We start from the raw sequence: 12487 nt of genomic DNA on the forward strand, positions 1-12487 counted from the left end.
AAAAGGAGCCGGCCGCAGCCCGGTTGTGGTGCGCGCGGCGCACCCTACTTCAATGCCGTCGCGATAAAGTCGTGGACCTGGGACAGGTCGTTCGGCAGCACCTTCATGCGCTCCTCGCGCTGGAACAGGTCCTGCATATACGCCGGCAGGGCAGTTTCATGGGTCGGCAGCGCGCGGGCCACCGCCTCGGGGAATTTTGCCGGATGGGCGGTGGAGAGGCAAACCATCGGCTGCTCGCGCCCCTTTTGTGAAGCGAGGCGCACCCGGCGCGCGGCCTCCACACCGATGGCGGTGTGCGGGTCCAGCAGGTACTCGCAGGACTCAAACGTCTCGCGGATCACCTCCACGGTGCGCAGGTCGTCGACCTTGTAGGAGGAAAAGACCTCGCGCGCCCTGCCCAGCGCCGCTTCACTCAGGCGCATGGGCGCATTGCGGTCCGCCAGCAGCTCGGCCACCGCCTTGCCGTCGCGACCGTAGAGGTCGAACAGCAGCCGCTCGAAATTGCTCGACACCATGATATCCATGCTCGGCGACAGGCTGTGCACCAGCGGCCTGGGCGAGTGGTCGTTGTCGCTGATGCAGCGGTGCAGGATATCGTTGGCGTTGGTGGCGATCACCAGCTGGTCGATGGGCAGGCCCATCTGCCGCGCCAGGTAGCCGGCGAAGATATCGCCGAAGTTGCCGGTCGGCACCGAAAAGTTCACTGTCCTTTCCGGTGCACCCAGCCTCAGGGCGGCGTAGAAGTAGTAGACGATCTGCGCCATGATCCGCGCCCAGTTGATCGAATTGACCGCCACCAGGCGGCGGCCGTCCGGCAGGAACGACTGGTCGGCGAAGCTCGCCTTGACCATGTTCTGACAGTCGTCGAAGTTGCCCTCGAGGGCGATATTGAACACATTGTCCGACAGCACCGTCGTCATCTGCCGGCGCTGCACCTCGGACACGCGCTTGTGCGGGTGCAGGATAAAGATATCGATATTGTCGCAGTGGCGGCAGCCCTCGATGGCGGCGGAGCCGGTATCGCCTGACGTCGCCCCCATCACCACCACACGCTCGCCGCGCTTCTTCAGCAGATGATCGAACAGCTGGCCGAGGAACTGCAGGGCGAAATCCTTGAATGCGAGCGTCGGGCCGTGGAACAGCTCCAGTATCCACTCATTGGTATCCGTCTGTACCAGCGGCGCCACCGCTTTGTGACGGAATGTGCTGGCGCCGCGGCGATCGGTAGAATAGGCGCGCTCGATAATGCCGCACAGCTCCTCGTCGCTGAGGTCGCCGCCGACAAACGGCTGGATAATGCGGAAGGCCAGCTCCTCGTAGTTCAGGCCGGCCATAGCGGCGATCTCCTCACGGGAAAAGATCGGCAGGGACTCGGGTACATAGAGGCCGCCATCGCTGGCGAGGCCGGCAAGTACCGTATCGGCGAAGGAGAGGGTCGGCGCGCGGCCGCGGGTGCTGATAAATTTCACGGTATTTTTCGTATCAATTGGAAAGTTGGTTGCAGGAGCGGTCCGGCCGCGAGCGGCCGTTGGCCGCGATCAACGCCAGTCGGTTGGCACGAGGTGAGGCCCTGGCGCCGGGGGCCATCTGGCAAACATTTGCCGATGAGGCTGTTTGTCGGATGGCCACCGGCGGCAGGGCCGCTTCGGAGCCACTGCCTATGATCGCGGCCATGGGCCGCTCCGGCCGGACCGCTCCTACAGGGAAGAGGAAGTTAACCGAGGGTTTCCACACGAATCCGCACCACCTCACCCTCGACGGTATCCAGCGCCTCTATCTGCGCCACCGCCTCGCGCAGGCGGGCCTCCTTGGCGCGGCTGGTCAGGATAACCACCGGCACCAGCGCCTCGCCCTCGGCGGGCTCGTGCTGGATCAGGGCCTCGATGCTGATGCCCTGGTCACTGCAGATCTTCGCGACCTGGGACATGACGCCGGGCTTGTCGTGCGCGGAGATGCGCAGATAGTAGCTGGTCACCACCTCGTCCATCGGCAGCACCCGGGTGCCGCCCTGGCCGCCCTCGACGACGCCGGCCGCCGGCACGCGCTGGTCCGGTTTTGCCTCCAGGGTGCGCGCCACGTCGACGATGTCGGCGATCACCGCCGAGGCGGTCGCCTCGGCGCCGGCGCCGGCGCCGTAGTAGAGAGTCGGGCCGACGGCATCACCGTTGACCAATACCGCGTTCATGACCCCGTTCACATTGGCGATCAGGCGGCGCTGCGGAATCAGGGTCGGGTGCACGCGCAGCTCCACACCCTGCTCGGTGCGCCGCGCTATGCCCAGATGCTTGATGCGATAGCCCAGCTCGTCGGCGTAGCGGATATCCTCGCGGGACACGTGGCTGATGCCCTCGGTGTAGACCTTGTCAAATGCCAGCGGCATCGCAAAAGCCAGCGACGCCATGATCACCAGCTTGTGGGCCGCGTCTATGCCCTCGACATCGAAGGTCGGATCGGCCTCGGCATAGCCGAGCTGCTGCGCCTGCTCCAGCGCCTCGGCGAAGCTGCGCCCCTTGTCGCGCATCTCGGTCAGGATGTAGTTGCCGGTGCCGTTAATAATACCCGCGAGCCACTGGATGCGGTTGCCCACCAGTCCCTCGCGCAGGGATTTGATAATCGGGATGCCACCGGCTACTGCGGCTTCATAGGCGATGGTCACGCCCTTTTCCGCCGCGGCAGTGAAGAGTTCATTGCCGTACTCGGCAATCAGCGCCTTGTTGGCGGTGACTATATGCTTGCCGTTGTTGATCGCCGCCAGCACCAGCTCGCGGGCGACGGTGGTGCCGCCGATCAGCTCCACCAGGATATCCACATCCGGGTTGTTGGCGACGTCGAAGATTTCGCGGGTGGTATTCAGCCGGCTAGTATCGCAGGCGGGATTGTCGCGGCGCGCGCCGATCTGCACGATTTCCAGTGCGCGGCCGCAGCGCGCGGCTATCTCGTCGCCGTTGCGCGCCATCACATTGACCGTGCCGCTGCCGACGGTGCCCAAGCCACAAATGCCGATACGCACCGGACGCCGCGGGCTCTCGGCCGGGAGGCGGGTTGGCAGTTCGGTGGTTTCTTCGACGGGTGCGCTCACAACTTCCCTCCGCGCAAAAAAAAGTCCTGTGCTGTGCAGTGGCGGGGACTAGACGCGATGGCGACAGGCCCCGGCGCCGGATCCGAGCCAGGCAGCAGCGCAATAACTGGTATAGAAAACGACAAAAGGACGACAACCTTACTGAGATGCAGGGGAAAATGTCAATAAAATTGCGCGGTTGCGCCGGTCTTTCCGACACCCCATCGCAATCCGCCACAGCCCTCGGCGAGCCTGCCGGACTCCTACCAGACCCTCATCAGGCCCTCATCGGATCCTCATCAGACCCTCATCGGACTTGCACCAGACACTGGCGCCACAAGATGCTATAAGAGCATCTACTAGCATCACAAACCGACACTCAGCGAAATTGCGCCTGCTGTCGCTTATCGCCAAGAATGTCGCCACCTGAACCGGCGCAGTTTGCAGCAAAATTATGAAGAAAACCCTGATCCTCTACACCGGCGGCACCCTGGGGATGCGCCGCAGCGCCTCCGGTTATATCCCCGACGCGGATCTGGAAAGGCTGTTGGCCAAGCTGCTCGCCGGGGTGGCCGGCCAGCTGCCGGAATACGATTTCCACGCGTTCGACCAGCTGCTGGACAGCGCCAATATGCAACCGGCCGACTGGTACCGCATCGCCGCCTGTATTCGCGACAACTACGAGCGCTACGCAGGCTTCGTGGTGCTGCACGGCACCGACACCATGGCCTACACCTCCTCGGCACTGTCATTCGCACTGCAGGGCCTCGACAAGCCGGTGATCGTTACCGGCTCACAGATACCGCTGCGGGAAATGCGCAGCGACGCCCACAACAACCTGATCGCCGCCCTGCTGTTGAGCGCCGACGAGACGCTGGCCGAAGCCTGCCTCTACTTCAATGGCAAGCTGCTGCGCGGCAACCGCGCCACCAAGGTCAGCTCCGGCTCACTGGACGCCTTCGCTTCGCCGAACTACCCGCTGTTGGGCGAGGTCGGCATTCACCTGAAGCTCGACCAGTCCGCCCTGCTGGCGCCCGCGGCGCGGCGGAATTTCCAGATTCCCCAGTTCGCCGACGGCGGCGTGGTGGTACTGAAACTCTTCCCCGGCATTTCCCCCTTCTTCCTGAGCAAGGTGCTGGAATACCGCCCCCGGGGCATGGTCATCGAAACCTATGGCACCGGCAACGCACCGACCGACGACAAGTCATTCACCGGCTGGCTGGAGAAGGCCACCGGGCGCGGCACCGTGTGCGTGGCCGTGTCCCAGTGCCTGGAGAATCGCGTCGACCTGGGCAAGTATGCGGCGGGCTCGGCACTGCTGCGGGCCGGCGTGATCGGCGGTCTCGACATGACTACCGAAGCCGCCTACGCAAAACTGAACCATCTGCTCGCCATGGGCCTGCCGGATCAGGAAGTGCGGGAGCAAATGCAAACTGCGCTCTGCGGCGAGTGCACGCTGCTCCACTGAGACAAAAAATCGCCGAAAGCTAACGCCAAGAACAAGTACCAAAACACTAAGCGTCGACTCTGGCCGAATAAGTGCAACGATGAGCAAGGACTTCTCGCAAAATCTCCGCCTGCTGTGCAGCTTCTACCGCTCCATTGCCGAGGTATGCCGGCGCATGGGCGTCAACCGCGCGCAGTTCAACAAGTACCTCAGCGGCGACACCCTGCCCTCGCGCTATACCCTGACAAAAATCTGCGATTTTTTCGGCGTGGAGCCCCACGAGATCCTGATGCCCCCGGAGCAGTTCGCGCAGATCGTCCGCGTGCGCAGCGCGCCGGGCGCCGCAGCCGCCCCGCAACAGCCCTACAGCCCGGACATCGACCGGCTGATGCGGGAATCGAAAGGGCACGCGGACAAGTACCTCGGCTACTACTTCGAATACCACTATTCGATGACCTTCCAGGACCACATCATCCGCAGCCTGCTGCGCATCGAATCGGATGGCGAGGGGTATTATTTCCAGCGTTTCGAACGCATGCGCTACCCCGACCGGGAGGAGTGGTACAAATCCCGTTACAAGGGCATGCTGTTTTTCCTGTCCGAGCGCATTTTCCTGATCGGCTACGAAGCGCTGACCCGCAACGAAATAGCCCAGACCATTCTCTACCCGACCTATAAGAGCCGGGTGAGCTATCTGTCCGGACTGAAACTCGGTGTCTCCGCGAGCGATCGCCGCGAACCTGTCTGCACCAAGGTGGTACTGGAATCCCTGGGGCGCAACATCAGCGTCAGGAGTGCACTCAGGCTGTGCGGCGTATTCGGACCCGATTCCGATGAAATAAATCGCAATATCCGCGAAAACATCCGCGCTACCTCGACAGCCGGGCCGCAGAGTTTTTTCGCTACACCGCTTTAACAAGAGTTTTATACCAATGGCCCGAAAACCGGGCCTGTGCGATCTACCCAAATACCACTGCAATTTCGGGACGCCGTCCCACAGGAAGCTGTATGACCAACGAATTCCAGACTCTGAAACCCACACCGCTGTTCACCGCCGGCTCCGCCGTGCGTCTGGAACACGACCTCCTGGGCGAGCGCGGCGTGCCCGTGGATGCCTACTTCGGCATCCAGACGCTGCGCGCGCTGGAAAACTTCCAGATCACTGGCATTACCCTCAATCACTTCCCGAACCTGGTGAAAGCGCTGGCCATGGTCAAGAAGGCCGCCGCCAGCGCCAACAGTCAACTGGGCTACCTGCAGCCGCAACTGGCTGAAGTGATCGGCAGGGCCTGTGACGAGATTATCGCCGGCGAACTACACGACCATTTTCTCGTGGACATGATCCAGGGCGGCGCCGGCACCTCGACCAACATGAATGCCAACGAGGTGATCGCCAACCGCGCACTGGAACTGCTCGGGCACGGCAAAGGCGAATACCAGCAGGTGCACCCGAACAACCACGTGAACCTGTCCCAGTCCACCAACGACGTCTACCCGACCTCCATCAATCTGGCGATCCTGCTCAGCTACAGCGACCTGGTGCACTCGATGGAGGCGCTGTGCCGCGAGTTCGACAAGAAGGCCAGCGAATTTGCCAGCGTGATCAAGATGGGCCGCACCCAGCTGCAGGATGCGGTACCCATGACCCTCGGGCAGGAATTCGCAGCCTTCGCCGCGACGGTGCGCGAGGACGTGGACAGGGTCAAGGAACTGGTTGTCCTGTTCAAGGAAATCAATATGGGCGGCACCGCCATCGGCACCGGCATCAATACCGACCCGGCCTACCGCCAGCTGGTGGTCGACGCCCTGTCAGAAATCTCGGGAATTGATTTCGTCTGCGCCGAAAACCTGGTGGAGGCCACCTCCGACATGGGCGCCTTCGTGATGTTCTCGGGCGTGATGAAGCGCATCGCGGTGAAGATCTCCAAAATCTGCAGCGACCTGCGCCTGCTCTCCAGCGGGCCGCGCGCCGGCCTCAACGAGATCAACCTGCCGCCGATGCAGCCCGGCTCCTCGATCATGCCCGGCAAGGTGAATCCGGTCATTCCCGAAGTCGTCAACCAGGTGGCCTACCAGGTGATCGGCAATGACCTGACCATTACCCTCGCGGCGGAGTCCGGTCAACTGCAGCTGAACGTGATGGAGCCGGTCATCGCCTTCAACCTGCTGCAGTCCATGCGCCTGATGACGCAGGCCATGCACACGCTGGCGAACCGCTGCGTCAACGGCATCACCGCCAACGTCGAGCACTGCCGCGCGCTGGTCGAGAACAGCATCGGCCTGATCACCGCGGTGACGCCCTTTATCGGCTATGAGAACGCCACCCGCATCGCCAAGCAGGCGCTGCACAGCGGGCGGAGTGTCAAGGATCTGGTACTGGAGGAGGGGCTGCTGAGCGAGGAGGAACTGAACGATATCCTGCTGCCGGAGAATATGACACAGCCGCGCAAAGTGGAGTTGAAAGCCCGGGCCTGAACCGGCCCAGAGCGGCAGAAGTGATCGCCGGCAGCGGCTGCTGCCGGCGGATCTTCGATTAAATACCCAGCGCCTTTATCATCGTCTCCGGCGGCAGATAGCCGGGCACCACGCTGCCGTCCTGCATCACGATCGTCGGCGTGCCGCGCACATCGATGACGTCATTGCCCAGCTGGTACTGCTGCGCCACCGGATTCTTGTCGCACACCTTCAGCGGCACATTCTCGCGATTCTTCAGAGCGGTCAGGGTCTTGTTGCGGTCCTCGGCGCACCAGGCAGTAGCGACCTTGCGATAACCGAGGGAATTCAGGCCGGCGCGGGGGAAGGCCAGGTAGCGCACTTCGATACCGCGCTTGTTCAGCTCGGGCACATCGTTGTGCAGCTTGCGGCAGTAGCCGCAGTCGACGTCGGTGAAGACGTAGATATGGGCCTTGGTCTCGCCCTTGGGGGAAAAGACGATCATGTCGTCGACATTCTGCGCTTCCATGATCTTGGCGCGCTGGGTGGTGCGACGCTGCTCGGAAAGATTCGCCAGGCCACCACTGGCTTTGACCTGATAGAGATCACCGAAAATAAAATGGCTGCCGTCCGCCGATACGAACAGGGTATTGGTGCCGCCATCCACATCCACTTCATACAGGCCGCTGATCGGGCTCTCGCGCACCTCGCCATAGCTGGCCTTTGGATTGCCGGCCTCGAGTCGCGCCTTGATGGCTTTGGCGACTTGCGCATCGACCTCGGCCTGGGCCACAGGCCCCAACAGGGCGAGCATTGCGCCGGCCAGCATCAGCGGCTTGTTGAAAACAGTCATTCCCGATAACTCCTTAAATTCGTCTTTGGCTTCGACCGGCACACCGGATTTCGGTTCCAGGGCACGAGTATGGCACCGATTGGCGACAATCGTCTCCTATGGCGCCTTTTACCGCATTCGCGCTTTCAGGGCCACCCAGCGCTCTACAGTGCGGCGATGACATCCCGGGCAAAAGCGGCGATATCGAACTGCTGGCCGCCGGACTCGTCGTAGCCGCGCCGCACTATCACCAGATCCAGTGACGGAACCACGAACACATACTGGCCACGATGTCCCGCAGCCATAAAACCGTCAGCCGGCAGACCGAATCGCTCGCCCAGCAGCCACCACTGGGCACCGTAGCCCCAGGCAGGCTCGCCGCGGCTGTTCAGCGCCGGCGGCTGCTGCGGCGCCGGCTTGCGCACATAGTCTGCCCAACCCTGGGGCAGCACCCGCTCTCCGGCCCAGGTGCCATCGTTGAGATACAGAATGCCCAGGCGCGCCAGATCCCGCGCCGTGGTCCAGACCTGGGACGACATAATGAAGTTCCCCTCCCAGTCGGTCTCCAGCACCGTATCGCGCATGCCGATGCGGTGAATGAGCTTCTCGAACGGGTAGCGCAGATAGTCTTCATCGCTGTCGAGGCGCGCGCGCAGGCTGCGCACGGCCAGCAGGGTGTCATTGTTGGCGTAGCGCCAGCGGCTGCCCGGCAGCGCGTCGAGCGGCGCCTCAGTCGCCCGGTCGGTGACCCGCGCACCGCCAGCATAGATCTGGTCCGTGCGGCTGCCGGAGCGGCCGCTGTAGAGCCCGGAGGACATGTGCAGCAGGTTTGCCAGGGTGATGTTGCAGCGCGGGTCCAGCGGGCTCTGCCACTCGGGCACCGGCGCCGGCTCCGCCAGCCGCAGCAGTCCCTCACCGACGGCCACGCCGATCACCGACGCAGCAATACTCTTCGCCACCGACCAGGTGCGCTGCGACGTGTGCAGGTCGTAACCGTCGCGATAGCGCTCCCCCAGCAGCTCGCTGCTGCGACTGATCACCACGGCAGACGTCTCGGTAGCGGCGCCGTACGACTTGCCGTCAAACGCCCGTGCGATGACCGCGTCGAGCGCCTCGATTTTCTCCGGCGTCGCCCTGTCGCCCAGCGGCCAGGCCTGGTCGGCGGCCGCGGGAGCAGCGGTCAATGTGACCCGGGGCAGCTTGGCAGCCACTTCCGCCCTGGCGCCGATCGGCAGCTGGCTGCACCCCAGATGGGGACGCCAGGCGCTGATTCGGGGCGGCATCTGGTCGCTGTAGCGCACACTGACCAGTCGGGCCCGGCGGTCTATCTCTGCCGCCGGCAATTCGGCGAGTATTTCCCGGTATTCGGGGTAGATCCGGTTCAATTCCAGCGCGGCGATGGATTCGGGTGCGCGCCCGGCATTGAAAGTCGCGCTGCAGGTAAACGCGGCCTTATAGCCGGCCACCAGCGCGCGCATATGTTCCTGCGTCTCCTGGGCGCCCGCCGCTGCAGACATGCCCGCCGCGCACGCCAGTGCGGTAACGACCCCGAAAAAGTGCTGCGATAAACGCTTCATGCTGTGCATCCCGTTGTTATTGTTGCCACTGCCCCAGACGCGCACTAGCCGCGGGGGTGGTGATCGCGGTGCAACGCCTGCAGCCGCGCCTTGGCCACCTGGGTGTAGATCTGCGTCGTGGAAAGATCCGAGTGGCCGAGCAGCAGCTGCACCACCCGCAGGTCGGCGCCGTGATTGAGCAGATGGGTGGCAAAGGCGTGGCGCAGGGTGTGCGGCGACAGCGGCTTTTCTATTCCCGCCACCTTCGCCCAGTGCTTGATCCGATACCAGAAAGTCTGCCGGGTCATCGGCCGCCCGGCGCGCCCCGGGAAGCAGGCGTCACTGTTGCCCGGCGGCAGCAATTGCGGCCTGGTCGCAGCCAGGTAGTGCGACATCCACTCCTGCGCCGCCTCCCCCATGGGCACCAGCCGCTCCTTGCTGCCCTTGCCGAATACCCGCACCACCCCCTGGCGCAGGTTCACTTGCGAGACGCTCAGCTCCACCAGCTCGCTGACCCGCAGCCCGCAGGCGTAGAGCAGTTCCAACATGGTACGGTCGCGCATGCCGATGGCGGATTCTGTGTCCGGCGCGTGCAGCAGCGCTTCCACATCGGCTTCGGAAAGCGATTTGGGCAGCGGTTTCGGCAGTTTGGGATTCTCGATCAGCGCGATCGGATCCTCCTGGACCAGCCCCTGCCGCAGACAGTAGCGGTAGAAGCTGCGCAATGCGGCCAGCGCGCGGGCGGTCGAGCGGGCGGAACTGCCGCGCCGGTGTTTGCCGGCGAGATACTGCTGCACCTGGGCCCGCCCGACAGCGAGCAGACTTGCCCCGCACTGCGCATCGCAAAAATCGGCAAAGGCGAGCAGATCGCGTCCGTAGGCCGCGCGGGTGTGTTCGCTGGCGCCGCGCTCGGCCCAGAGCATATCCAGCCAGCGGGCAATCAGCGGATCTTGTTTGACCGGGGTATCCATGGGCGCATTAAACCACAGACAAAAAAAAGCCGGAGCTTTTTGGCTCCGGCTTTTCTGCGTATAGCGAGAAAAACTTAGTTGAGTTTTTCTTTGATACGCGCTGCTTTACCAGTCAGGTTCCGCAGGTAGTACAGCTTGGCCTGACGCACGTCACCGCGACGCTTGACAGCAATACTGTCAACCAGCGGGCTGTGCGTCTGGAAAGTACGCTCTACACCGACACCGTGGGAGATCTTGCGCACGGTGAAGGAGGAGTTCAGGCCGCGGTTGCGCTTGCCGATCACCACGCCTTCGAACGCCTGCAGACGCTCGCGGTTACCTTCTTTTACCTTTACCTGAACGACAACGGTGTCGCCCGGTGCGAAGGCCGGCAATTCGCCTTTCAGCTGTTCCTGTTCCAGCTGCTGAATGATTTTGTTGGTCATTTGGAATACTCCCAAACATAAGGGCCCTTTGGAGCCCTACGATTGTGTAGCTTCTCAGCTAGTTCACCGAACTACTCACGCCTCCCGGCGAGCTCAGCATCACGGCACCTCTAAAATTTTTAGGGGTACCCTTAACTTTCAAGTTTCTTCGGACTGCTGCTCCCGCCGGATTTCCTCCAGCAGCAGCGTCTGTTCCTTATCCAGTTCCAGCCGCTCCAGCAGGTCGGGCCGGCGCTGTTGCGTGCGCGCCAGTGCCTGCTTGAGGCGCCAGCGGCGAATTCTCGCGTGGTTGCCGGACAACAGTACTTCCGGCACCGCCCTGCCCCGGTACTCTTCCGGGCGGGTGTAGTGGGGACAGTCCAGCAACCCCTGGGCGAAGGAGTCCTCCACCGCCGACTGATCGTGCCCCAGGGCACCGGGGATCAGCCGCGTGATGGCATCCACCATCACCATGGCGGCCAGTTCGCCGCCACTTAAAACATAGTCGCCGATGGACCACTCTTCGTCGATCAAGGTCTCGACGATACGCTCGTCGACGCCCTCGTAGCGCCCCGCCAGCAACACCAGGTTGCCCGCCTCGGCGAGTGTCTCGACGCCGCCCTGGTCCAGCGACCGCCCCTGAGGCGATAGATAGATGCTGCGCGCGCGCGCACCACCCTCTTCGGCCCAGGCGCGCGCGGCGCTAAGAGCCTGGTACAGCGGCTCTGCCAGCATAACCATACCGGGGCCGCCGCCGTAGGGTCGATCGTCCACGGTGCGGTGCCTGTCGCTGGTGAAATCCCGTGGGTTCCAGCAGCGCACCTCCAGCAGGCCGTCTTTGACCGCTCTCCCGCTGATGCCGTATTCGGTCAGCGCGGCAAACATCTCCGGAAAGATGCTGACCAGGGCAATACGCTTGGCAGCCACTGTTGCGCTTTCCCGCTCTTAACCTAGAAGGCCGGATCCCAGTCGACGGTGATCACACCGGCGTCCAGGTCGATATCGGTGATGTATTCGCCCGGCAGGTAGGGGATCAGGCGCTCGCGCCTGTCCGCGCCACCGCGCACCACCATCACATCGTTGGCACCCGTCTCCATCATCCGCACCACGGCGCCCAAATCGTGTTCTGAACCGCCGAAACGGCTCACCACGCGCAGGCCTTCGAGCTGGTGCCAGTAGTACTCGCCTTCGTCGAGTTCTGGCATCTGCTCCCGCCGCACGGCGATGTCGCGCTGGCAGAAGCGGGCCGCCAGATCGCGGTCATCGACGCCCTTGATATGGGCGACCAGACCCTTGCCGTGAAGCTTGCCAGCGTCGATCTGCAGCGGCTCCCAGCCACTCGGCGCCTGCAGCCACCAGTCCGAGAACTGCAGGATATTGTCCATCGGCTCGGTGTAGGAGTGGATCTTGACCCAGCCGCGAACACCGTAAACCGCGGTTATACGCCCGACTGTGACCAGCTCACCGGAATCGGATCCGCTGCTGTCAAGGTCTAGAGCCACGGGCGCACCACCAACAGACTTGAATTAAGCGGATTCTTTCAGCAGCTTGCTGACGCGATCGGAAACCTGCGCGCCCTGGCCTACCCAGAACTCAACGCGCTCGCGGTCGATACGCAGACGCTCTTCCTGACCGCGGGCAACCGGGTTGAAGAAGCCGACGCGCTCGATGAAACGACCGTCGCGGGATTTGCGGCTGTCAGTCACAGTCAGGTGATAAAACGGGCGCTTCTTAGCACCGCCACGAGCCAAACGAATGGTTACCATGTAGATTTCCTGTAGTTCAA

12 protein-coding genes are annotated in these 12487 nt (G+C 63.1%); 3 read left to right on the top strand and 9 right to left on the bottom strand.

The genetic code is table 11. The features are described 5' to 3' along the window. Positions 1 to 44: 44 nt before the first annotated feature. Positions 45 to 1469 carry a threonine synthase gene (thrC, locus tag RRF64_RS05355; protein ID WP_323844790.1) on the bottom strand — a complete coding sequence of 475 codons (1425 nt, stop codon included), beginning with the start codon at positions 1467 to 1469 and terminating at the stop codon, positions 45 to 47. Between the two features lie 245 nt (positions 1470 to 1714). Continuing rightward, on the bottom strand, positions 1715 to 3049 hold the full coding sequence (locus RRF64_RS05360) for a homoserine dehydrogenase (RefSeq protein ID WP_323845598.1): 1335 nt from the start codon (positions 3047 to 3049) through the stop codon (positions 1715 to 1717). A 463-nt stretch (positions 3050 to 3512) separates the two neighbouring features. On the opposite strand from RRF64_RS05360, the gene RRF64_RS05365 reads away from it, so the two are divergent. The 3 genes from RRF64_RS05365 (at position 3513) to aspA (ending at position 6980) form a co-directional block, all read left to right on the top strand. Then, on the top strand, positions 3513 to 4526 hold the full coding sequence (locus RRF64_RS05365; RefSeq protein ID WP_323844791.1) for a type I asparaginase: 1014 nt from the start codon (positions 3513 to 3515) through the stop codon (positions 4524 to 4526). A 79-nt stretch (positions 4527 to 4605) separates the two neighbouring features. Then, positions 4606 to 5421: a helix-turn-helix transcriptional regulator gene (locus RRF64_RS05370; RefSeq protein WP_323844792.1), complete on the top strand. Its 816-nt coding sequence runs from the start codon at positions 4606 to 4608 to the stop codon at positions 5419 to 5421. A 92-nt stretch (positions 5422 to 5513) separates the two neighbouring features. Further along, positions 5514 to 6980, top strand: a complete 1467-nt coding sequence (gene aspA / locus RRF64_RS05375; protein ID WP_323844793.1) for an aspartate ammonia-lyase — start codon at positions 5514 to 5516, stop codon at positions 6978 to 6980. A 58-nt stretch (positions 6981 to 7038) separates the two neighbouring features. Here aspA and RRF64_RS05380 read toward each other — a convergent pair whose 3' ends face one another. From RRF64_RS05380 to rpsP, 7 genes are all read right to left on the bottom strand, one after another. Continuing rightward, the gene (locus RRF64_RS05380; RefSeq protein WP_323844794.1) at positions 7039 to 7791 is read right to left on the bottom strand and encodes a DsbC family protein; all 753 of its coding nucleotides are present in this window, start codon (positions 7789 to 7791) and stop codon (positions 7039 to 7041) included. A 143-nt stretch (positions 7792 to 7934) separates the two neighbouring features. Beyond that, positions 7935 to 9347 carry a serine hydrolase domain-containing protein gene (locus tag RRF64_RS05385; protein WP_323844795.1) on the bottom strand — a complete coding sequence of 471 codons (1413 nt, stop codon included), beginning with the start codon at positions 9345 to 9347 and terminating at the stop codon, positions 7935 to 7937. A 44-nt stretch (positions 9348 to 9391) separates the two neighbouring features. After that, positions 9392 to 10297, bottom strand: coding sequence for a site-specific tyrosine recombinase XerD (gene xerD, locus RRF64_RS05390; protein WP_323844796.1), 906 nt, complete (start codon positions 10295 to 10297; stop codon positions 9392 to 9394). A 74-nt stretch (positions 10298 to 10371) separates the two neighbouring features. Beyond that, a complete protein-coding gene (gene rplS, locus RRF64_RS05395) occupies positions 10372 to 10722 on the bottom strand; it encodes a 50S ribosomal protein L19 (RefSeq protein WP_323844797.1) in 351 nt (116 codons plus the stop codon). A gap of 138 nt (positions 10723 to 10860) precedes the next feature. Continuing rightward, positions 10861 to 11628, bottom strand: coding sequence for a tRNA (guanosine(37)-N1)-methyltransferase TrmD (gene trmD, locus RRF64_RS05400; RefSeq protein ID WP_323844798.1), 768 nt, complete (start codon positions 11626 to 11628; stop codon positions 10861 to 10863). Positions 11629 to 11651: 23 nt separating this feature from the next. Beyond that, positions 11652 to 12203 carry a ribosome maturation factor RimM gene (rimM, locus tag RRF64_RS05405; protein ID WP_323844799.1) on the bottom strand — a complete coding sequence of 184 codons (552 nt, stop codon included), beginning with the start codon at positions 12201 to 12203 and terminating at the stop codon, positions 11652 to 11654. 24 nt (positions 12204 to 12227) lie between these two features. Then, on the bottom strand, positions 12228 to 12467 hold the full coding sequence (rpsP, locus tag RRF64_RS05410) for a 30S ribosomal protein S16 (RefSeq protein ID WP_078084810.1): 240 nt from the start codon (positions 12465 to 12467) through the stop codon (positions 12228 to 12230). Between the last annotated feature and the right edge of the window lie 20 nt (positions 12468 to 12487).

Source organism: Microbulbifer magnicolonia, assembly GCF_035117725.1.
Classification (GTDB): Bacteria; Pseudomonadota; Gammaproteobacteria; order Pseudomonadales; family Cellvibrionaceae; genus Microbulbifer; species Microbulbifer magnicolonia.